Source organism: Prosthecobacter sp. SYSU 5D2, assembly GCF_039655865.1.
Classification (GTDB): domain Bacteria; phylum Verrucomicrobiota; class Verrucomicrobiia; order Verrucomicrobiales; family Verrucomicrobiaceae; genus Prosthecobacter.
The window spans coordinates 63,557-84,906 of record NZ_JBBYXL010000016.1 but is presented as its reverse complement, the minus strand read 5'-3'; the positions used below and the strand labels follow the sequence as shown (position 1 = coordinate 84,906).

Genomic DNA, 21,350 nt, shown 5'->3' with positions numbered 1-21,350 from the left:
GGTGGCACCGCCTCCGCCATGCTGAGCATTCCTAATGGCCCTCCTCGAAGTTCGCAATCTCATCAAACGCTGGCCCAATGGCCGTCTGGCGTTGGATGACGTCAGCTTTGAGATGCGCCAGGGAGAAATCCTGGGGCTGCTGGGCCACAATGGCGCGGGAAAAAGCACCATCCTCGGCATCACCCTCGGCATGGTCCGCCCTGACGAGGGCGAGGTGCGCATCGCCGGCCATTCCGTCCAGCAGCATCGCTCTCTGGCCCTGAGCCATGTCGGCGCCATCTATGAGGCCGCTCACTTTTATGAATACCTCACCGGCTGGCAGAACCTGCGCGTGCTGTGCTCCCTTTCCGGCTGGTGGGATGAAGAGGAGGCCCGGCGCATCCTGAAGTTGGTCAACCTCGCCGACCGCGCCCATCACAAAACCAAGACCTACAGCCACGGCATGCGCCAGCGCCTCGCGCTCGCCCAGGCACTGATGCCGCTTCCGAAGTGCTTGTTGTTAGACGAGCCCACCGATGGACTCGACCCCGAAGGCATTCGTGAATTCCGCGAGTTCATCCTCAAACTCCGTGCAGAGTTCGGCATGACCATTCTGCTGAACTCCCATCTCCTCGTCGAAGTGGAGCAGATGTGCGATCGCTGCGTCATCCTTAAACAGGGTAAAAAAATGTACGAGGGTCCCGTGCCCTCGCAGGAAAAAAAACAGGGCGTCTTTCACCTCCAGACACGGGATGCCGCCAAGGCCAAAGACGTCATCTCGCGCGCCGGAGCCATGATCGACCCCGTGACGAATCTCGTCGAGCTGCCGCCTCATCTCATCGGCCATGAGCTGCTGAAAACCCTGGTGGAGGCGGGTGTGCGGGTGGACTCCTGGCAGCCGCACAAACCCACCCTGGAAGAATTTTACCTCGGCCTCACTGCTCCATGATCCTCTTCCTCCGCCAGTGGCAGGGTGAACTGCTGAAGCTCTTCGCCCGCCGCCGCACCTACATCGGTTTTGGGGCCTTTCTGCTTCTGGAAATCGTACTGCTGATTGTCTTCCGCCTGCAAGGGGTGGAGCGCATCTTTGAGCGGATGATCTCCCGCCAGGGGCAGTCCTTTGAGCATTACTTTTCCGCGCTCACCCTGGCCCAGGTCATCCTCGGTTTCTCCGTCGTGCTGCTCGGTGCGATTTATCTGGCCCTCGTCGCAGGTGACATCGTGGCCAAGGAAAATGAAGACGGCCATTACCGCATGCTGCTCGTGCGCCCCATCAGCCGCGTGCGCCTGCTCTTCATCAAGTACCTCACCTGCATCGGCTACACCATCGCCCTGGTGCAGTTCATCACCTGGACAGCCTTTTTGTTAGGCCTGTCCGTCAAAGGCTGGGGCGGCGGATTTTTTGCGATGGTTCCGGATGTCGGCGTTCTGGAATTTTATGACTGGGGGCAAGGCATGGAACGCTTTGCCCTGGCCTCCCTCTTTCTCTCACTCAGCATGACCACAGTCAGCAGCATTGCCTTTTTCCTCTCCTGCTTTCCCATCAAGCCGGCTGCCGCCACCATCGCCGCGCTGTCCTATTTCCTCATTGACCGCATCCTGCGGGAAACCGGTTTCATGGAGAGCTATGACCACCTCCTGCTCACCAAGCACATCATCAGCTGGGCCCGCATCCTGTCCCAGGACATCCCCTGGCCCGTCATCATCCGCGACTACACCGCCCTGGCGGCCGTGAATGCCTCCCTCTTCATTGTGGGTGCCGCCGTATTCGAATCCAGAGACCTGAAATCATGACATTGATCGAGACTGTGAAAGAACTGCGCGCCTGGAGAAAGGCCGCCGACAGAGTTTACTTCGTCCCCACCATGGGCGCCCTGCATGAAGGCCACGCCACCCTCATCCGCGAGGCGCGCAAAATGGCAGGACCTGACGCCCAGGTAGTCGCCAGCATCTTTGTCAATCCGCTCCAGTTCGGGCCAAATGAAGACTTTGACCGCTATCCCCGCACCCTGGAAACCGACCTGGCCATCTGCCAGGAAGCCGGGGCCGACATGGTCTTCGCTCCCGCCGTGAAGGAGGTCTATCACCACGACCGCAGCATTCAAATTCATGAAACCAGCCTCTCCAACGTCCTTTGCGGAGCCAGCCGCCCAGGCCACTTCGACGGCGTCTGCACGGTCGTCGCCAAGCTCTTCAACTTCGTCCAGCCGGACGATGCCCTCTTTGGCAAAAAAGACTACCAGCAGCTCGCCATCATCCGCCGTCTGGTGCGAGACCTGGACTTCCCCGTGGACATCCACGGCATCGACACCGTCCGCGAGCCCGATGGCCTGGCCATGAGCTCCCGCAACCGCTACCTCACCCCTGCCGAGCGCGCCCAGGCCCCCGCTCTGCGCGCCGCCTTGTTAAAAGCCCGCGACGCCTGGCTCACCGGCGTTACCGGCACCCGCCGCCTTCTGGAGATCATCCACTACTACCTCGCCGATGAAGCCACCCTCGGCCGCAAAGACTACATCTCCATCGTGGACCGCGACACCCTCCAGCCCCTGGACCTGGTTCAGAACAACGGCCTCATCGCCCTCGCCGTTTTCTTCGACAAAGCGCGGCTCATTGATAACATTGAACTGGTCAGATAAACTGACCCTTCATTTATGAAATGGCTCGCTTACGGTCTCCTTCTGCTTTCCTTGATCTTCTTGGCCGATGGCATTCAGGAATCACTCTCCGGCCAGGTGGAAGTGAGGGCCCCCCGCAGTGCCAGCAGCAGCAAGGCAGACCGCGTGACCCAGCCGGCAGAGTTCCGAAACCTGATGAACTACCAATGGGCACGGGCTGGCCTCACGGCAGCCATCGGCCTCATCTTCCTTGGCCTCAAACGCCGCAGTGACCGCCTGGATCCCTTCTCCCCCAGTTTTCAAGGCAACGCCTCCGTGGATGAACTCGGCGAAATCCTGGACGAAAAAAACTCCGGGAAATGATTCATTCGGCTTTTCAACAGACCGCTTGGTGCCTTCATTTTCTCCCATGTCCGACCCCCAGCCCCGCCAGCCCAAAACCATCACCATCGAAATGCTCCAGAAGATGTTCGCCAGCATCGTCGAAAAGACGGACTGGAACATGGCTGGCGACATGCTCTGGGGTTACTTCTTCACTCACCATGAGCCCGCCGCCCTGGAGAAGGCACGGGATATCCTCGTTAGAGAAGGCTACCGCTTTGTGAACATCTACCAGCTTGATGAAGAAACCCCCGGAGCCTCCCGCCCCTGGTGGCTGCATGTGGAGAAGGAGGAGATGCACACCCCGCAGACTCTGGATGCCCGCAACGACGAGCTTTACCTCTTCGCCCATGAGCAAGGCCTGGACTGCTACGATGGCATGGACATCGGTCCCATCCAAAACGAGAGCGAGTAATTGCACCCTCCCTCCGCATCGCTAGCCTGCGCCGGTGCCCCGCCTTGATCAACTGCTCTCCTCCCTCGGCTACGGTTCGCGCCGGGAAGTCGCGGATTTTGTCAAATCCGGTCGTGTACGCCGGGCTGGAGAAGTTCTGAAAAAAGCCGACACCAAGGTGGAGCCGGAAGACATCACCCTGGATGGAGAAACGCTGGAGGCCCCCCACGGCCTGCTCGCCATGTTACACAAGCCGTTAGGCCACGTCTGCACCCACAGCGATGGCGAAGGCCCCACCATCTATGAGCTGCTGCCGCCTCGGTGGATGGCCCGCAAGCCCGCCGTCACCAGCATCGGCCGGCTGGACAAGGACACCAGCGGCCTCATCCTCATCACCGACCTCGGCCCCCTCGTCCACCAGTTCACCTCCCCCAAGGCCGAAGTGGAAAAGATCTACGAAGTCACCGTGGACCGCGAGCTGGATCCCGCCCTCGTCGCCACCTTCGCCAGCGGCAGCGTCATGCTCCGTGGCGAGGACCGGCCCTGCCTCCCCGCCCAGCTCGAAATCACCGCCCCCCTCACCGCCCGCCTCACCCTCATGGAAGGCCGGTATCACCAGGTCCGCCGCATGTTCGCCAGCCAGGGCTGGCATGTGGAAAAACTCCACCGCAGCCGCTTTGGACCCTATACCCTGGATGATCTGGCCCCCAGCCAGTGGCGGATGCTTGAGCTGCCGGTATAGTATTCATCACTCTCCGAGTGATGTTCACTGAACCAAGCTTCCAGACGAGCGCCTCGCCCATAGTTCGTCAACGTGGGCGATTCAAACTTTCCAGACTCATCACTCGGATCGCCGCAGTCGCGGGACAGGGAGTGATGAGTACTGTACGCCGGATCAATCCATCAGCTCTTCCTTTGGCTCAGGCAGGAAGAACGACAGGATCAGGCTCATGAAATAAACCCCAAAGCCCACCGCCGCCGCCGTGTAGGCCAGCTTGGCCGGAGCCGCTGCCAGATCTGTAGTCGTCGCCAGTGTCGTCGTCACCCAGGCAAAAGAGGTGCCGATGAGGCGCCCGCCAATGTTGGCCGCAAAGCTTTCGCCCGTGCCGCGCAGGTGCATCGGGTACACACGCGGCAGGTAATTCCCCCAGAAGCTGAACTGTGCCACTGTCAGCAGCCCCGCGAAGAAGATGCCGATCTGCAGCGGGATCAGTCCCGTCACGGCACAGTAGGCAAACACTATGGGCATCACCGCCAGCCCCGGCACCACAAAGAGCCGAAGCAGCTTGCGCCGGCTCACGATGATCACCGCCAGTGCTGCCAGAATGAAGCGGCCCACGAGGCCTCCCACCTCCTGGATTTTTGTGGTGTTCGCTGCGATGGATTGCTCCGCCTTTTTGCCGGCCACCACAGACAGCTTCTTCACCACATCTGCCGGTTTACCCGCATTTTCCGTCGCTGCCGCTTCCGAGGCCGCTACTGCGGCGGCCTTCACTTCCGGAAGCCCAGGAATGATGCGCGGAATGTGCTGGATGGCCCCAAAGGCCGCCCCATAGGCCATGGCAAACATCGCCGTCGTCACCAGCGTGGTGCGGCGCAGCTCCGGCGTGAACAGCTCGCCGATGCTTGGACGCCTCAGTGTGCCCGCCGCCTTCTTCTGCGCCCAGGCCGGGGATTCCGGCAGGAACGGACGGATGACGATGAGCGGGATGGCCGGAATCAGGCCGGACATCAGCGTATAACGCCAGGCGGCGTGCTCATCCGCCACCGTGCCGCCGCCAAACATTCCGCTCAGGAAATCCGGGAAATGAATGGCCGGAAAGCTCAGCGAGTATTTGACGCACAGTCCGTTGGCCACCGCCACCAGCAGACCGCCGATGGAGGAAAACGCCTGCGTATAGCCCAGCACCTTCTCCCGCTGCTTCGGGTCCGGGAAAAGTTCCGCCAGCCAAGCCACCGCCGCCACAAATTCCACGCACACACCGATGAATACCAGGCAGCGGAAAAACAGCAGCATCTCCACACTGGTGGAATACCCCGCCGCAAAGGCTGCGAAGGCATAAAGCAAAATGCTCCAAGTCAGCACGCGCCGCCGGCCCAAAATGTCCGTCAAGTATCCCCCCAGCAGGCCAAAGATGCCCCCAGCAATGGCAGGAATATAAAACAGCTTGCCCACCCAGCTGTTGAATTCCGGGGTTCCAGGCGCCGCACCCAGCAGCTCCTGCAAAGCCGGCCCCACAATCAGCGGCAGCATGAGCAGTTCGTAAATGTCGAAAGCGAACCCGATCGAAGCAATGAAGCAGATCAGCCATTGGGTGGAGGTCAGTTTAGGGGCAGGCATGGGAGGAGGGGGAATGCTGTTTGCAGTTGCTGGCGATGGTTGGCTGTTGATTGCAGTTGTTTTTATGAAGCTTCGGCGCGGCGCAGGTGGGAATCGCGAAGGTTATGAATACGCACGCTCAGGTCATAAGCTTGATTCAGCTACGGGTCTGTCATTTTTTCAGAGGTATAACCCAGATGCTCATCCTCACGCCAGCTTCGGCCTCAGCATCTCGATGACCTTCGGTACCTCCACCAGAGGGTCCACGTTTTTGACTTCGTATTCGAGGGTGAACCAGCCCTGGTAATTGGCATCCTTCAGGATCTTGATCACGCGGTCCACATCGCTCGGCTCTCCTTCTCCCTTGGGCACACCCTTGCGGCTGATTTCCATCTTGAGCTGCACATTGACAGAATATGGGGCAATCTTCTCCAGATCCGCATAGGGGTCCTCGGTGTGGAAATTACCGCTGTCGAAGTTGATGCCGGCCCAGGGGCTGTTGGCTGCTTTCACCATCTTGATCAGATTTTCCGGCTCTGCGACGATACCGCCGTGGTTTTCCAGGCCCAGGAAGACGCCCTTGGTGCCGGCGTAGTCCAGGCATTCCTGGTAGGCGGCCAGGCAGTTGGCCACGGCCTCCTCCTCGCTCAGTTCCTTGGACACAGGCCCCGCAAACACCCGGATATGCGGCGCACTCATGATCGCCGCATAGTCAATCCAGCGCTTCACATCGGCGATCTGGGCGTCCAGTTTCTCCCCCTTGGGCAGGGCAAAGTTGTTGCCCACCGCCGTCCCGGCCAGTTGAACCCCGCGCAGGTAGGCATGGCGCTTCACCTCCAGGAGAAATTTTTCATCCACATCCGGCGGGAAGAAATAGCTCGTCACCTCGGCTCCGGGCACGTTGTTGTCCGCGCACCAGTCAATGAAATCCAGGATGCTCCAGAGCTTCCCGCCGTCCTTGGCCTTCTGCTCCTTGCCTCGCGACCACTGGAATTTCTCACGGAAGCTATACGCCGCCACGCCGATCTGCATCCGGCTTTTCCCTGCGCGGTTGATCGGTTCAATGGCGGGGAGAGCAGTGGCGCCCAGGGCACCCAGGCTGGTGGTCAGAAAGGAACGGCGTGAGATCATAAAAGAAGGAAGGGTTGGATTGAACGGCGGGTGAACCCCAGCATTAACAACAAACCCGTCCCGAGGCGAGAAATTGTTCCTCCCACCCCTCTCTCCTGTCGCCGTTTCAACACCCCCTGAAAAAACAGTTGCCCACCCGCCAGGGACGCATTAATGAATCCGTCCGACAAACGCGCAGTTAGCTCAGTGGTAGAGCATCACCTTGACATGGTGGGGGTCACAGGTTCGAATCCTGTACCGCGCACCATCTCCCTCGATTCACAGGAGATGAGACACGCAGGCATTCACACATAAATTGTGGCCCACATGAATGCCCGGAATCCCGTATGAGGGACCATTCATTAATGCCCCTCCTTCTGAAACATTAGTGCCTATTGCTGAGCATTAGTGGTTTAAAAACCTCTCCTTCCGGGAAGCTCTATCAGACCTGCCGGGGAGTGGATTGCAAATGGCTATGTGGATGAAATGCGGGCGGCGGTAGGGTGAAAGTGATTCGGCCACTCCTGGCTGCAAGGACGACGAAATGAAGAAGGCCAGATGATGCCCGGCCTGCGCAGGAGGTGCAGGATCGGGAGATCAACCGGCCTTCGATTGCAGGCAGAAAGCCGTCTCGCCGGATCTTACTTCAGCTCCTGGATGCGGATGTTACGCCACATGACTTCTTTGCCGATGGCTTCGGTCTTTTTGCCGACGCCGTGGACCTGGAGGGCAATGACGCCCTCCTTTGTCATGGCGTCTTTGAAGTCGGCGGCAGGGACGCCGTTGATGAAGGTCTTGATGCTGTCGCCTTTGCACTCGATGCGGGCTTTGTTCCAGTCGCCCTGTTTGAAGGCTTTGCGGGCGGCTTCGTTTTCCTTGAGGTCGAAGAGCCAGCCGCGGCGGCCTTCGTCATAGACGCCACCGGTGAAAGCACGGGGACTGGGGTCAATCTCAAACTGGTAACCGTGGACGCGGTCGGCAGGGATCTTTTTCATTTTGCCGGCGACTTCGATCTCGGTGTCCTTATCGTAGAAGTTGCTGCGGAACTGGATGCCGGAGTTCATGGAGAGGTCCACTTTGAATTCGAGTTCCAGGATGAAGTCGCCATATTTTTTGGCGGTGCAGAGGAAGGAGTTGCCGGTATTGGGGACGGTCTTGCCGACGATGGCTTCATTTTCCACCCGGTATTCGGCGGTGCCGCTGTGCTGCTCCCAGCCGGTGAGGGTTTTGCCGTCGAAGAGGGGCACGAAGGCGTCGTCAGCGCGGGCGGCGGTGAGCAGGGAAAAAAGGGCGAGGGGAAGTAACAGGCTGGATTTCATGATAGGGAGATCATGAACGCTGCCTGCCGGGGACATCTGGCGGAATATCTCATCTCAGGCATCGGCATCTGCTGTCATCGCCTGCCACATGGGATGGGTATCCGCATACATGCGGAAGCGGGAGACCTTGCCGTCGGTGAGATCATAAACATGGGCGACGGCGGTGCGCATGGCCTTTCCCGTGGCGGGAACGGTGCCGGAGTAATGGCCGAGGACGATGACGCGGTCGCCGGCGGCCATCATCTCCTCTTGGGTGAAAGCGAAGCCGGTCCAGCGGCGGGCATTGGCGCGAAAGACGTTTTCAATGACTGCGGCCGGGCCATGCCAGGTGGATCCGCCGGGAAATCCGGCGCTTTGCTGCCAGACGATGTCCGGTGTGCAGATGGCGAAGACGGCGCTGTCGTCCTTTTCACGCATGGCGCGGTAGAGCTCACGGATGGTTTCGAGGGGAGTCATGGGTTTGAGGCAAGAGGAACCGCCACAGGCGGGGTGATGTCCTGGGTGCGCACGCGAGTGCCGATTAAGTAGCTGAGCGCGGAAGCGCCTACGGCCAGGTAGCCGATGTGATGAAAGTTGACCATTTCACCTGAGGGCCCAGTGGTGACGATATAACCGGCCAGACTGGCGGCGACGCCGGCCCCGAGGTCACGCACGCAAGAATTGAGGCTCATAAATGCCCCACGCTGTGAAGGAGGCACGGCGAGTGATCCGATGGCCTGTGCCGGTACGAAACGGCCGCTGGCAAAGATAAAAAACAGGCCGCTGAGGGTAAGGATGGCAGCGATGGGCAGACGGGGTGCGTTTGTGATGGTGAGCACCACGGCGGCAGCGACGATGATCATGATGCCGAGCACCTGGATGCGGCCCAGACGGTCCGCCAGACGGCCAACCCATGGAGAAGTGAAAATGGTCAGCACACCGCCGATGAGATACACGAAGGAGAGGCTTTCTTCAGGCAGGCCCAGGTTATGCACCAGGTATGGGGACAACAGTGGGATCATGATCATGTGACCCATGACGAGCATGAACATGAACAGGAGCGCCCAGCCGGCATTGGCATTGCGCAGGAGCGCCCAGAAGGCCTCGCCACGTAGAGCTGCACTGGTATTTAAATGATCGCGCACGGGCGGCAGGTAATACCAGAGTGCGATCCAGGTGACCACGCCAATGCCGACGATGACGAAGAAGGGTGTCTCCCAGGTGAAGCGCTGCGCCAGATAAAGCCCCAACGGCACGCCCAAAGCCGCTGCCGCAGAGAAAGCGGTCATGATGATGCCCATGCCGGCTGCTCGTCTTACGGGCGGCACGACATCGCTGACGATAGCCATGATAAGCGCGCCTGATACACCGCCAAAGGCTCCGCAGACAATGCGAGCCTGGGTGAGCGCATCCGCCGTATGGGCAAGACCACATGCCAGAGTGCCAAGGATGAATCCGGCAAAGCAAAAAAGCAGCAGCTTGCGCCGGTCAAAGCGGTCCATAAACGGTGCCGCCAGCAGACCGACAAGACCGGCGGCAAAGGTATAAGCGGCCACCATTCCGCTGAACCTTTCCGGGCCGATGTCCAGCTCACGCATGAGCTGCGGACCCAGCGGCATCATGACCATGAAATCCATGATGTGGGCGAACTGCACCGTGGCCAGGAGGATCAGCAGCGCTTTTTCAGAGATGGGCGGGCGTGTGGTGGACATCACGCCGCAGCCAGGGGTGGATAGTCGGTATAACCCCTGGCTTCCTGGGTGTAAAAGGTGCTGGCATCAGGCTCCACCAAAGTCACACCTGCCTGGATGCGCTCAACCAGATCCGGGTTGCTGATGTAATGATGGCCAAAAGCCACACCATCGAGGATGCCCTCTGCCACGGCCTGTTCCGCCTCTTCGGGAGTGTAGCCCATGTTGCCAATCAGCGAACCTTTAAAACAGTCGCGGGCGATGCTGACCATGTCCCCCTGCTGGACGCCGAAAAAATCGGCGCGCATGAGATGCAGATAAGCAATGCCGCGCTGCTGAAGCTGCGTGGCGACATAAGCGGTTAGGCCAGCGGGATCACTGTCCTCCATGGAATTGTAACTGTTCAGCGGAGAGAGGCGCACGCCAACCAATCCGATGCCCCAGACGCTGATGGCGGCATCTACCACCTCCAGCAAAAGTCGTGCACGGCTTTCGACCGGGCCGCCGTATTCGCCGCCGCGTTTGTTGCTGCCATCGCGGAGAAACTGGTCCAGCAGATATCCGTTGGCTCCGTGGATTTCCACACCGTCAAAGCCTGCCACTTTGGCATTGAGAGCGGCTTTGCGAAAGCCTTCCACAATGGCGGGCAGCTCGTCATCGGCCAGTTCACGCGGGGTGGCATAGGGCTTCTTGCCTTCGGGTGTGTGGGCCTCGTCGTTGGTGATGGGAAGGGGGCTGGCGGAGACCGGGGTGGCCCCATCATTAAAGTACGGATGGCAGGCGCGGCCCCCGTGCCAGAGCTGGAGGAAGATGCGCCCGCCTTGGGCATGGACGGCATCGGTAACCTTTCTCCAGGCGACAATTTGAGCGTCGGAATAGATGCCTGGTTCACGACCCGCAAAGGCGGAGTTTCCTTCCATGACCATCGTGGCCTCCGCGATGATGAGGCCGGCGCTGGCGCGCTGGGTGTAGTATTCCACCATCAGATCCGTGGGGACATGGTCAGCATCCGCCCGACAACGGGTGAGCGGGGCCATCAAGATGCGGTTAGGCAGTTCAATGCCGCCGAGGGTGAGAGGAGTGAAGAGGGCAGGGGAGGACATGATATAGGATGCTATTTCAGTTTTGCGTTTCGAGGAGGTGAGGCTATTTTAATTCAATGAAAGTGACCGTCGAAATCTCCAAAGAGGACATGCGCGACATGATGCGCCTTTCCGGTGAAAAACGCCGTGGGGCGGCCCTACCAAGTTCCTCACGTCCAGCCTGATGCTCTCTCGTCGCCGCCAGTTGCTGGACAAGTTTGCAACGGGAGAGTGGAGCAGCGAAGGGCCTTCAGGACATGAAATGAAGAGCGAATGGCAGGCCGCATAAGGGAAACTTTGGACAGTCATTTTTAAGCGACGCGGGCCGTTTAATCCGCCAGATCATTCTCCAGCACGATGCGATACCGGGCTTTGCCGGAGCGCAGGTGGTCCAGGGCCTCGTTGGCGCGGGACATGGGGAAGGTCTCGATGGTGGGGGCGATGCTGTGGCGGGCGCAGAATTCCAGCATGGTGTCCACGGTGGCGGGGCTGCCGAGGGGGGAACCGGAGACGGACTTCTGGCCGGAGATCATGGGGAAGGCGGCGAGGTCCAGGGGCTGCAAAACAGCACCGACGGTGTGCAGGCGGCCTTTGGGCTTGAGGGCGGCGATGTAGGTGTTCCAGTCGAGCGCGACGTTGGTCGTATTCAGGATGAAGTCGAAGCTGCTGGCGGCGTTTTTGAGGTCACCTTTGTCGCGGGAGTTCAGGGTGCGGTGGGCACCGAGCTGCAGGGCTTCTTCGCGTTTGGCCTCGCTGCTGGTGAAGGCGACGACCTCGCAACCCCAGGAGCGGAGGAACTTCAGCGCCAGGTGGCCCAGGCCGCCAATGCCGATGACACCGACACGGTCTGTGGGCAGGACGCCGCACTGGATGATGGGGTTAAAAACGGTAATGCCGCCACAGAAAAGCGGCCCGGCTTTGCTGGCATCCAGCGTTTCGGGAAGTGGATTCAGCCAGGTCCAGTGTGCACGTACACGGGTGGCAAAGCCGCCATGGCGGCCGACGATGGTGCCCTCGGCCGAGGGGCAGAGGTTTTGATTGCCGGAGAGGCATTGGGCGCAGGCACCACAACTGCCGGAATTCCATCCGAGGCCGACGCGGTCACCCACTTTCAAGCGCTTGGTATGCGGTCCCAGTTCCACGACTTTTCCCACAATCTCATGGCCGGGCACAAAGGGATAGTTGGAGATGCCCCAATCGTTGTCGAGCATCGAAAGGTCACTATGGCAGATGCCGCAGGATTCTACGGCGATCTCGACCTGCTCGTCACCGAGAGGGCCGGGGGTGTATTCAAAGGATTGCAGGGCCTGTTTGGCCCCAAGGGCGGCGAGGGCGCGGATGGGAGTGCTCATGTGGGAGATGTTTGAGGTTGATGAAAACTAGGCTTTGCCACCGAAGGTGACATGATCGTCGAGATCCAGGTAATCAAAGATGGTGGCGATGTCTTCACGGGTGGCACCGCCGGCCTGGGCGACCATCTGGTTGATGAAGTCGCGGCTTTCGTTGTCGGAAGGGGCGGCTGCTTCGCGGTGGGCGCTCCACTGGGCGATCTCCCAGTCGCTATGCTGGTTCTTTCGGTTGGCCAGCACCCAGGCGAGCACTTCGCTATCTCCGCCGCCTTTGGCCACTTCGGTTTTTAAGGCTTCGTGGTCGAGGCCTGCAAACTCAAAAAAGCGGCGGTCCATGGGGCAGTTGTAATGATAGTCGCCCGAGGTGGCGGCGATTTCCGCGCGGCATTTGTCGAGTACGCGAGGCAGCAACACGTATCCGCCAAGGCGAACACGTGGGCTGCGGGGAGGACGCTGGGTGAGATCCATATGGGGGAATTAAGTTCCTTCAGGATCGCATCAGGCGGCCAGGGCGGCTTCAAGGAAAGCCTTGCTCTTCACACCAGTGATGGTGTTGACCGGCTTGCCATCTTTAAAGACGATGAGCGTGGGGATGGCGCGGATGCCGAAGCGCGCGGCCAGCTCTGGATGGGCATCAATGTCCACCTTGGCGATGGTGGCGCTGCCTTCCTGCTCCCCGGCAAGCTGGTCCAGGATGGGGGCCAGCATACGGCAAGGGCCGCACCACTCGGCCCAGAAGTCCACAAGGACGGGCTGACCGGAGTTGTTGCTGATGGCGGCATCAAATGTTTCGTTGGTGAGTGCTTGAGGTTTCATAGGTGTTGTGTTGAAGTTTACGAATATATTAGACCAGTCGGTTTAATGATTTGTTGAAAAATCAGGGCATGAGAACTGACCTCAAAAAGGCGATGGCTTCCCGCAGAGGAGTGACACTGCGGGTGGTGGAGGCGCGCTGCATGGCCCCGGTCCACAAATCCAGGATGACAGGTGCCATCAGGGCGGGGCGGATGTGGGGAGCGATGCTACCTTTTTCCAATCCTTCACTGAGCAAGCGCTCGAAAACACCGGTCCATTCGCGGGTTCCTTCCGCCAGGACCTGGCGCATGGGTTCGCTAAAAGTTCCTACCTCGGAGGCCAGTTTGATGACCAAACAGGGGCATTTACCCTGGGATTCCGTGGCTTTGGCGATGTTGGACTCGAAATAAGTCAGCAGGCGGAGCAGAGGGTCTGGCTCCGGATTGGGGGGCAGAAGCAGCCGGATCTTGTAGGCGGTGGATTCCGCCACATAATGCCGCAACATCTCCACGCCGAACTGTTCTTTGGATTCAAAGTGGTGGTAAAAGGAGCCCTTGGGCACCTTCACGGCCTTGAGGATTTCATTCAGACCCACGGAATGAAAGCTCTTCTCGAGCATCAGCCCTTCAGCTGCGTCGAGGATGCGTTCTTTAGTAGTCCGATCATTCATGACAAACACAGACTAGACTAATCGGTCTAATCTGTCAAGATTTATTGGAAACATCGGGTGCATGCTACAGAGCCTCAAAGAAAAGGACACCGCAGTTGGATGGACCTCGAGTGGTGAAAGAGAGGCATGAAGAAGCCCCAGCCAGCCCGGAAGCCGAGGCATCAAGCCATCTCGCGGAATCCTTCTGTGTGACCTCCTTCCATGAGACCCTACAGGGTTCATGGAACGCGCAGGCCCACCATTATTCAAAGCGGTAACCGGCACCATGGACGGTGCGGATGATGCGCGGGTTGGCCGGGTCTTTTTCGACGCGCTTGCGCAACTGGGAGATGTGCTGGTCCAGCGCCCGGCTCTCTGGAAAGTAGTCCACACCCCAGACCTCATCGGCCATGGTGTTGCGGTCCACCACCTTCCCCCGGCGCTGATAAAGCAGGTTCAGCACCTTTACATCACGCGGGCTGAGCTGGATCTCCGTTCCATCGCGGTAGGCGCGCAGCTCTGCTGAGACGATGCGCAAGTCGTCCATGATGAAATCCTCCTCCTGCGGGGCAGCCCCCGCACGGGAGGCGGTGCGGCGCAGGATGGCGCGGATGCGGGCGATGATCTCCTTCACGCCAAAGGGCTTGGTCATGTAGTCATCTGCGCCCAGTTCGAGGCCCAGGACGGTGTCGATCTCCTCTGCCTTGGCGGTGAGGAAGAGGATGGGGACGTTTTCATCCATCTTGCGGATCTGTTTGCAGACCTCGTAGCCGTTCTGGCCGGGCATCATGACATCCAGGCAAACAAAATCCGGCCGGGTGGTACGGAAGAAATCCACGGCCTGCAGACCATCGCTGGCGGTGATGAGCTCATAGCCTTCCATGCTGAGGACCTCGCGGAGAGCTTCGCGGGTATGGTCGTCGTCTTCGGCGATGAGGATTTTCATAAAGGATGAATCGGCAGGGTCAGGATGAATTTAGCCCCATCTTTATGCAAGCTGCAAACCTCCAGTGAGCCACCGTGCAAATCGGCAAGCTCGCGGGAGATGGTGAGACCGATGCCGGTGCCGCTGACGCCTTCGTTCAGGTCGGAGCGCAGACGCTCGAAGGGTTCAAAAACCATGCGGCGTTTGCCGGAAGGAATGCCGGGGCCGCGATCTTCCACGATGACCCGTGCGGAGCTGCCGGCGGATTCTGTGGTGATGGAGACCCATTTGCCATGAGCTGCGTATTTGTCCACGTTGGACAGGAGATTGCTGAGGATTTGCTCCAGTGCATCTGCATCCGCTTTCATGGAAGCGGGGCCTTTCAAGGCCAGATGGACTTTGAATCCTTTGTTTTCCAGGAGTGCCCGCCAGTTGCCCACGGCGCGGCCCACCACTTCATCCAGCACAATGGGCCGGGGCTGCACGCTGAGCTTGTCCCGCTGCTGGCGTGCGTAGTTGAGGACATTTTGGATCAGCCGGTTCAGCCGCGCGGTCTCTGTCTCCACGACGCGCAGATGTCGCTGGGCGATCATGTCCCCGCTGCCTTCGATGCGGTGGGCGGCCATCTCCGTGTAAAGCTGGATGTTGGTCAGTGGCGTCTTCAGCTCATGCGAGATCTGGTTGACAAAGCTGACCCGCTGCTGGGCCAGGCGCAGCTCACGGGCATTTTCACGAAAGAAGGTCCACGCCAGCGCCAGCACCAGCAGGCAGCCAGAGCCAACGCCTAACAAAATGGGAAATAAATAGGGTTTTGGGAATTCCATGGCCGCCGGTGAATAGGCCAGCACCCACTGGTTAAAGGGGGCTGAGCATTGCTTGAAGGCCGCAGGGCCGGATTCAGAACCCGGCAGCCTGCGGCCGGAGGTATGGAGAGGGATGCCGCTATGGGTCATCAAGATGAGCCTGCCCGGATAGTTCTGCTGGCCGGGAGGAGCCAGACGGTCATACAGAGCTTTTCGCATAGGCCCGCTATCCATGCGAGCACAGACAATTTCGTTGAGGTCCGTTTTACGCCAGTAAATGAAGTCGCCATCCGTGACATGCCAGCCTGACGGGAAAGTGGCCGGGGGCTTTTGTGGAACCAGCCCCCTGGTTTCATAACTGTCCGTTCTCATGAAGGTCAGCCACATGGACTGACGGCTGAGATCCGGCTCCTGCCTGCTCGATCGTTCAGTGACAGGGATGAACGGATCTGTGAACTCCACGAAACTCAACCGGGACTGGCCGAGCAATCCGTGGAGTATGCGGGAGCGGGTGCTGGCCTCTGCTCCATGGCTGTGGGAATGATCTCCCTGTTCCATAACGGGATCCACCTGGCCCTCTGGAGAGATGGTCCAGGTCTCAATGACCCAGCGATGGCTGCCCAGACTGCCGGCAATGCTGCGTGCCGGATCGCCGGGGTCATCACCGACCTGGTCAAGGTGGTCGGTAAAGCGCCGCAGGTCATCCACAAGCTGATGATCTGCTGCCACAAGCCGCTCCGCCAGCACAGCCTGCATGGCGGAGTCTGTGCTGCGTGCAGCGTCCCGGATGAGGTAGGTGCCCAGCCACGTCAGCAAAGCCAGGGGCGTGACGACGAGCAGGATGAGCAGCAGGTTGGTGCGGCGTTGCGGCATGAACTTTGTATTACGATAAGGCCATGCCGATGCCATGATAGCGGCTTTATGCAGATAATGTTCGCGTGTCTGAGAATCAAAAGAGAAAACCCCAGGGGCCGCCTGGGGTTTTCACAAAGATCGTTAGTCTGACAAGCAGGGCGATGAGGCGAGTTTAACCGGCATCCTGGGAAAGGATGGCCGCGGCATAGCTGCCAAGAGAAAGCTGGATGCTGTAAGGCTGCTCGTCCCATACGGCCTCTTCCGCCTCGGTGTCCACGCAGGGATGGTCGCCCAGGTCGCCCCCATAGACCTGGGCATCGCTGTGAAAGCGCACCCGCCAGAGCCCGGGGGCAGGAACGCCAATACGGATGTCATTGGCAGCCTGATGGCCCAGGTTCAATGCCACGATGACGTCGTCCCCTGCCCCGCCTTCGCGCCAGCGGCGGAAGGCGATGACTTTGCACTCATGCTCGACGTGGTGCACCACTATATGCTGGCCCATGAGGCCGGCCGACCAGCCATCCTTGTTGGTGCGGATGCGGGCCAGGTCACGGTAGATCTGCAGCACGCCTGCATACGTCTCCGTGCGGGACCAGTCCAGTGGCACATCATCCCGGAACCATTCATCCGTCAGGAATTCCTGTCCCTGGAAGATCATCGGGATGCCGGGGGCGGTATAAACCAGCACAGCGGCCAAGTTCGCACGCTGGCGGGCAGGCTTGGCACCGGCATCATCAGGCACGATTTCAGACGGCAGCCGGGCTTTGCCATTGGCCACTTCGTCATGGGATTCGCTATAGATGACGCGTTTGAAGACATCTCCATCAAAGCAGCAGGTCAGGGCTGACTGGAGGGCCTCCAGGCGGCGGTGCTGGTCCTCTGTTTGAATCATGACATCGCGCACGGGATGCACAAACGCGGCATTCCACTGGGTGCGAAAACCTGCGCCACCGGCCCCTGTGCCCTTCACCAACCATTCACTGTCGCGAAGGTCCTCGGCGATGGTGATGGCCTCCGGATACTTCGCATGAATCTCTTCATTGACCCACTGCATGAGGCCCCAGCCTTCCATGAGGTCATCGTCCGGATGGCCTGGATTCCCCTGGCAGCTGCGGATGTAAACGGTCATGTCCCAGCGCAGGCCGTCCACGCCGTATTCCTCCAGCCACATGAGGGCATTGTCGCGGATGTAGGTGCGCACTTCCCCTCGGCCATAGTCCGGGCGGGTATCGCCCCAGGGGGTATTGGAGCGGTGGTCATTGTAAAAATAGATGCCGCCTTTGTCATTCTCTGACCAGCCGTCAAACTGCCAGAGGCCGAGATCGGAAGGGCCAAAGTGGTTATAAACCACATCCATGATGACGGCGATGCCATGCTCGTGCGCGGCTTTTACAAAGGCCAGCAGCCCTTCCGGTCCGCCATAGGCGGATTCCACCGCATACGGGCAGGCGGGGTTATAACCCCAGGACATGTCCCCGGCGAATTCGGCCACAGGCATGACCTCAATGGCATTGATGCCCAGCTCTTTTAAATATTCCAGCTTTTCAATCGCAGTGGCAAAGGTCCCATGGGCGGCACCTTCGGGCACGTGAAAGGAGCCGATGTGCATCTCATAGATGACCATCTCATTCATGAGCGGAGCCGTGAATTTTTCCCCGGCAGCTTCCGGCTTCGGCTTCCAGATGAGGGAGTTACCGATGGAGTTTTCCATCAGCCGGGCACGGGGGTCCGGCCGAGTGAATTCATTGTCCCCGTTACGAATGTGGTAGAGGTAGGCCTGGCCTTCCTCCGCCTCTGGCACAAGCGCATACCAGGTGCCGCCGTCCTCCTGGGTCATGGGGCAGGCTTTGGGATCCCATTTATTAAAGCTTCCCACGACAGAAACACTGTCCGCATGGGGTGCCCAGACACGGAAGGCCGTGCCCTGGGGCTGCACCATGCAGCCCATACCGGGGACGACGTTGATTTTTTGCACAGCAGATTTGCGATCACTCATATAAGGATCAGTTTAAAGGGCAGTTGGGGGGCGGCGTCCTGATGCTGGCGGCAGCTTTTAGCGGCGGCCCGCGATCATGCGGTAAATGAGGAGGATGACGAGAGATCCCAGGATGGCGATGCCGAGGCTGCGCATGTCAAACTGCTGCACGGAACCAAAGCCAAGTGTGGTGCCGATCCAGCCGCCGACTGAAGCACCAACGATGCCGAGCAGCATGGTGATCAGACAGCCGCCAGGGTCCTTGCCCGGCATGAGAAATTTGGCGATGCCGCCGGCAAGGAGGCCAAGAATGATCCAGGAGAGAATGCCCATAGTGTGTGGAGTCTTTGAGGTTTGGTCAGAAAGGGATGGCACCTGGCCGGAGATGCGGGGGCATCAGCCGGCCAGGTTTCCGGGGGATTATTCGGTCACTTTTTCCACGGCATCGCGGACACCTTCAGCAGGGCGGGCATCCAGCGCGTCATCCACTTTGTCGCCGATGGCTTCGCCAGTGGATTTTTCCCGGCAGCTCACCGTGGTGAGGGTCAGGGCGGAAGCGGTGAGAGCGAGAGTCAGGATACGGATCAGTTTCATAAGCATTATTCGTTTGAGGTTGAAAGTGCGGTTAGCGCACCCCGGACTCCATTGCAGTGAGCGTGCCATGGAATTCACTGAGCCCGTAAAGTGTTGATAACCAGTGATATGTCCGTCAGTAATGGGATCTAAAAAGTGGTGAAATGTGCGAAATGCACGGCGGGCAAGACGCCCGATGGGCTATTTGCACTCAGGTTTATGAGCCTCATTGCAAAGCGCCAAAAAGATTAGCTTTACATCGTGTCATTTATACACTTACTATACCTGCATGAAGCATGTTTATGAATACCCGCGCGCCGCGCTGACGGTGGATTGCGTGGTCTTCGGCTTCGATGACACGGAACTGAAGGTGCTGCTCATTGAGCGTGGGCTGGATCCCTTCAAAGGCCAGTGGGCGCTGCCGGGCGGTTTCGTCCATGTGGATGAGACGCTGAATGAAGCCGCACGACGGGAGCTGGCGGAAGAGACGGGATTGGAAACGGTGTTTCTGGAACAGCTCTATACCTTCAGCCGGGTGGACCGGGATCCACGTGAGCGGGTCATCAGCGTGGCCTATTACGCCCTCACCAAACCTGCGGACCACCGCACCCACGCCACCACCGATGCGGCAGATGCCCAATGGTTTCCTGTGAGCAAAGTTCCCGCCCTGGCCTTTGACCACGCCGACATCCTGGCCACTGCTCTCCAGCGCCTGCGCGGCAAGTTGCGCTATGAGCCCATCGGCTTTGAGCTGCTGCCGCCCAAGTTTACCCTGAGCCGACTCCAGCATCTTTACGAAACCGTATTGGGCACCCCTTTGGACAAACGGAACTTCCGCAAAAAAGTCCTCAGCTTCGGCCTGCTCCTCCCCCTGAATGAAACCCACCGCGAAGGCGCCCACCGCCCCGCCCAACTCTTCCGTTTTGATCCCGTGCGGTATGAGAAATTGAAGAAGAAGGGATTCCACTTTGAATTATGAAACCACCACGTCTTCCCCAACTCCCTTTTGCCCGCAGTTATTGGGTCGTCCCAGGCAAGCTGCTTGCCGGATTTCTTCCTGGGGACCGGGATCCCTTTGTCGCCAAAGCGAAGCTGGAATCGCTGCTCAATTGTGGCATCTCGCACATCACGAATCTCATGGAGGAGGATGAATCGGATCCCATAAACCGGAGGAAGTTCACCGACTACACCCCCGAATGGTTTGATCTGGGTGCTATCCGTGGAGAGCCGGTGACGTGGGATCGAAGCCCGACTCGCGATCTGGGCATTCCCCGCGTCGCCGACATGGTCACCACCCTGGACCTCCTGGATGAAGTCATGGCCGAGGACCGCGCGGCCTATGTTCACTGCTGGGGCGGCAAGGGCCGAACGGGCACCGTCATCGGCTGCTGGCTGGCCCGGCATGGTGAGACGGATCCTTTGGGCAAACTGATCCAGCTCACCGCTCACGCCCGCATTCATTTTCCGGTCATTCCTGAAACAGCACAACAACGCACCTTTGTGCAAAACTGGAAGGCGAACCAATGAACCGGCCTAACCAACAACAACGTTTTCTCGGTGGATTGTATGGCTCGCTCGTCGGCGATGCGTTGGGGGTACCGGTGGAGTTTAAACCACGCAATGATCGCCTGGCAGATCCGGTCACCGGCATGCGGGACTACGGCACCCATGGCCAACCAGCGGGCACATGGTCCGATGATGGGGCCTTGCTGCTGTGCTCGGCTGAAAGCCTGGTAGAAGCGGGATTTGATACCCAGGACATGGGGGAGCGTTTTGTGCGCTGGTATGAAGGGGGACTGTGGACCGCGCATGGTACGATCTTCGACATCGGCATTGCGACACGCAGTGCTCTGAATCGCATCCGTAGCGGAATTCCGGCTGAACAGGCTGGTGGCCGGGATGAATTCAGCAATGGCAATGGATCGCTCATGCGCATTCTGCCGGTGGTGCTAGCCGCGCTCAAGGAGGATGAAGAAACGTTCTGGAAGCGGATTCACCAGGCCTCGGCCATCACGCATGGTCATCTGCGGTCACAAATGGCCTGTGTGTTTTATGGGCTGATGGTGCGTGCCATCACTGAAGGTCTCAGACCAGAAACCGCGCTGATGCAGGCGCAATCCTGTTTCGCCGGGATATTTGAAAAAGCAGGCGAGTTTGGCCACTTCAGCGTGCTGATGCAGCCTTCTCTTCAGGACATTGCCGAATCTCAGATCGGCTCCGGAGGGTATGTCCTGGATACCCTCACCGCCTCCCTGTGGTGCCTTCTGACCACCAGTTCATTCGCCGAATGCGTGCTCAAGGCTGTGAACCTGGGCGATGATACAGACACGACGGGCTGCGTGGCCGGAGGACTGGCGGGGATCTATTACGGACTGGAGGCGATCCCGCAGGAATGGTTGGAGGTCTTGCCAAGGCAAGGTGATCTCAGAGGCCTTTTCGAAAGGTTTAACTCGCTTTTTAAGACGTTATGAATGGTGGCGGTTCGCAGGTTTGTCCGCGAGGAATCTGGAGTGTCCGACCCTTTCAGGGCTCTTTCGCGGGGGTGGGGGCAGCCTG

General features: G+C 59.3%; 24 protein-coding genes and 1 tRNA gene. 10 read left to right on the top strand and 15 right to left on the bottom strand.

Annotated features, from left to right (window positions below):
• Window positions 1-34 precede the first annotated feature (34 nt).
• Genes WJU23_RS22575 through WJU23_RS22550 form a run of 6 tightly spaced genes read left to right on the top strand, consistent with a single transcriptional unit; the run spans window position 35 to window position 4,111 of the window.
• Window positions 35-928 carry an ABC transporter ATP-binding protein gene (locus WJU23_RS22575; RefSeq protein ID WP_346334902.1) on the top strand — a complete coding sequence of 298 codons (894 nt, stop codon included), beginning with the start codon at window positions 35-37 and terminating at the stop codon, window positions 926-928.
• Window positions 925-1,773 carry an ABC transporter permease gene (locus WJU23_RS22570; RefSeq protein ID WP_346334901.1) on the top strand — a complete coding sequence of 283 codons (849 nt, stop codon included), beginning with the start codon at window positions 925-927 and terminating at the stop codon, window positions 1,771-1,773. Before WJU23_RS22575 ends, WJU23_RS22570 begins: the two co-directional genes overlap by 4 nt.
• Window positions 1,770-2,615, top strand: coding sequence for a pantoate--beta-alanine ligase (gene panC, locus WJU23_RS22565; RefSeq protein WP_346334900.1), 846 nt, complete (start codon window positions 1,770-1,772; stop codon window positions 2,613-2,615). Before WJU23_RS22570 ends, panC begins: the two co-directional genes overlap by 4 nt.
• Window positions 2,616-2,630: 15 nt before the next feature.
• The gene (locus WJU23_RS22560) at window positions 2,631-2,957 is read left to right on the top strand and encodes a hypothetical protein (protein WP_346334899.1); all 327 of its coding nucleotides are present in this window, start codon (window positions 2,631-2,633) and stop codon (window positions 2,955-2,957) included.
• A gap of 46 nt (window positions 2,958-3,003) precedes the next feature.
• The gene (locus WJU23_RS22555) at window positions 3,004-3,390 is read left to right on the top strand and encodes a ribonuclease E inhibitor RraB (protein WP_346334898.1); all 387 of its coding nucleotides are present in this window, start codon (window positions 3,004-3,006) and stop codon (window positions 3,388-3,390) included.
• 34 nt (window positions 3,391-3,424) lie between these two features.
• Window positions 3,425-4,111: a pseudouridine synthase gene (locus tag WJU23_RS22550; protein WP_346334897.1), complete on the top strand. Its 687-nt coding sequence runs from the start codon at window positions 3,425-3,427 to the stop codon at window positions 4,109-4,111.
• 153 nt (window positions 4,112-4,264) lie between these two features.
• Here the strand turns inward: WJU23_RS22550 and WJU23_RS22545 are convergent, their stop codons facing one another.
• Both WJU23_RS22545 and WJU23_RS22540 read right to left on the bottom strand, forming a co-directional pair.
• Window positions 4,265-5,710: an MFS transporter gene (locus tag WJU23_RS22545; RefSeq protein WP_346334896.1), complete on the bottom strand. Its 1,446-nt coding sequence runs from the start codon at window positions 5,708-5,710 to the stop codon at window positions 4,265-4,267.
• A gap of 186 nt (window positions 5,711-5,896) precedes the next feature.
• Window positions 5,897-6,820 (bottom strand): sugar phosphate isomerase/epimerase family protein, encoded by a 924-nt coding sequence (locus tag WJU23_RS22540; protein ID WP_346334895.1) that lies wholly within the window; start codon window positions 6,818-6,820, stop codon window positions 5,897-5,899.
• Window positions 6,821-6,992: 172 nt separating this feature from the next.
• On the opposite strand from WJU23_RS22540, the gene WJU23_RS22535 reads away from it, so the two are divergent.
• Window positions 6,993-7,067: transfer RNA gene (locus tag WJU23_RS22535), tRNA-Val, on the top strand.
• 373 nt (window positions 7,068-7,440) lie between these two features.
• Here WJU23_RS22535 and WJU23_RS22530 read toward each other — a convergent pair.
• The 13 genes from WJU23_RS22530 to WJU23_RS22470 form a co-directional block, all read right to left on the bottom strand.
• A complete protein-coding gene (locus tag WJU23_RS22530) occupies window positions 7,441-8,118 on the bottom strand; it encodes a DUF1080 domain-containing protein (protein ID WP_346334894.1) in 678 nt (225 codons plus the stop codon).
• A 54-nt stretch (window positions 8,119-8,172) separates the two neighbouring features.
• Window positions 8,173-8,574, bottom strand: coding sequence for a nuclear transport factor 2 family protein (locus WJU23_RS22525; RefSeq protein WP_346334893.1), 402 nt, complete (start codon window positions 8,572-8,574; stop codon window positions 8,173-8,175).
• The gene (locus tag WJU23_RS22520) at window positions 8,571-9,809 is read right to left on the bottom strand and encodes an MFS transporter (RefSeq protein ID WP_346334892.1); all 1,239 of its coding nucleotides are present in this window, start codon (window positions 9,807-9,809) and stop codon (window positions 8,571-8,573) included. Before WJU23_RS22520 ends, WJU23_RS22525 begins: the two co-directional genes overlap by 4 nt.
• Complete coding sequence (locus tag WJU23_RS22515) at window positions 9,809-10,891, bottom strand: alkene reductase (RefSeq protein WP_346334891.1); 1,083 nt, start codon at window positions 10,889-10,891, stop codon at window positions 9,809-9,811. Before WJU23_RS22515 ends, WJU23_RS22520 begins: the two co-directional genes overlap by 1 nt.
• A gap of 308 nt (window positions 10,892-11,199) precedes the next feature.
• Window positions 11,200-12,222: an NAD(P)-dependent alcohol dehydrogenase gene (locus tag WJU23_RS22510; RefSeq protein WP_346334890.1), complete on the bottom strand. Its 1,023-nt coding sequence runs from the start codon at window positions 12,220-12,222 to the stop codon at window positions 11,200-11,202.
• A 27-nt stretch (window positions 12,223-12,249) separates the two neighbouring features.
• Window positions 12,250-12,687, bottom strand: a complete 438-nt coding sequence (locus WJU23_RS22505; RefSeq protein WP_346334889.1) for a DUF5069 domain-containing protein — start codon at window positions 12,685-12,687, stop codon at window positions 12,250-12,252.
• A gap of 30 nt (window positions 12,688-12,717) precedes the next feature.
• Complete coding sequence (gene trxA, locus WJU23_RS22500; RefSeq protein WP_346334888.1) at window positions 12,718-13,035, bottom strand: thioredoxin; 318 nt, start codon at window positions 13,033-13,035, stop codon at window positions 12,718-12,720.
• 61 nt (window positions 13,036-13,096) lie between these two features.
• The gene (locus WJU23_RS22495; RefSeq protein ID WP_346334887.1) at window positions 13,097-13,684 is read right to left on the bottom strand and encodes a TetR/AcrR family transcriptional regulator; all 588 of its coding nucleotides are present in this window, start codon (window positions 13,682-13,684) and stop codon (window positions 13,097-13,099) included.
• A 241-nt stretch (window positions 13,685-13,925) separates the two neighbouring features.
• On the bottom strand, window positions 13,926-14,609 hold the full coding sequence (locus WJU23_RS22490) for a response regulator transcription factor (protein ID WP_346334886.1): 684 nt from the start codon (window positions 14,607-14,609) through the stop codon (window positions 13,926-13,928).
• Entirely contained in the window at window positions 14,606-16,264 is a 1,659-nt protein-coding gene (locus WJU23_RS22485) for a HAMP domain-containing sensor histidine kinase (RefSeq protein WP_346334885.1), read from the bottom strand. The genes WJU23_RS22490 and WJU23_RS22485 overlap by 4 nt, the downstream gene beginning before the upstream one ends.
• A 154-nt stretch (window positions 16,265-16,418) precedes the next feature.
• Window positions 16,419-18,242, bottom strand: a complete 1,824-nt coding sequence (locus WJU23_RS22480; RefSeq protein WP_346334884.1) for an alpha-amylase family glycosyl hydrolase — start codon at window positions 18,240-18,242, stop codon at window positions 16,419-16,421.
• Between the two features lie 57 nt (window positions 18,243-18,299).
• Window positions 18,300-18,554, bottom strand: coding sequence for a GlsB/YeaQ/YmgE family stress response membrane protein (locus WJU23_RS22475; RefSeq protein ID WP_346334883.1), 255 nt, complete (start codon window positions 18,552-18,554; stop codon window positions 18,300-18,302).
• Between the two features lie 87 nt (window positions 18,555-18,641).
• A complete protein-coding gene (locus WJU23_RS22470; protein ID WP_346334882.1) occupies window positions 18,642-18,815 on the bottom strand; it encodes a hypothetical protein in 174 nt (57 codons plus the stop codon).
• Window positions 18,816-19,083: 268 nt separating this feature from the next.
• Between WJU23_RS22470 and WJU23_RS22465 the strand changes: the two genes are divergently transcribed.
• Genes WJU23_RS22465 through WJU23_RS22455 form a run of 3 tightly spaced genes read left to right on the top strand, consistent with a single transcriptional unit; the run spans window position 19,084 to window position 21,265 of the window.
• Window positions 19,084-19,773, top strand: a complete 690-nt coding sequence (locus WJU23_RS22465) for an NUDIX domain-containing protein (protein WP_346334881.1) — start codon at window positions 19,084-19,086, stop codon at window positions 19,771-19,773.
• Window positions 19,770-20,321 (top strand): hypothetical protein, encoded by a 552-nt coding sequence (locus WJU23_RS22460; protein ID WP_346334880.1) that lies wholly within the window; start codon window positions 19,770-19,772, stop codon window positions 20,319-20,321. Before WJU23_RS22465 ends, WJU23_RS22460 begins: the two co-directional genes overlap by 4 nt.
• A complete protein-coding gene (locus tag WJU23_RS22455) occupies window positions 20,318-21,265 on the top strand; it encodes an ADP-ribosylglycohydrolase family protein (protein WP_346334879.1) in 948 nt (315 codons plus the stop codon). Before WJU23_RS22460 ends, WJU23_RS22455 begins: the two co-directional genes overlap by 4 nt.
• The last annotated feature ends 85 nt before the right edge of the window (window positions 21,266-21,350 follow it).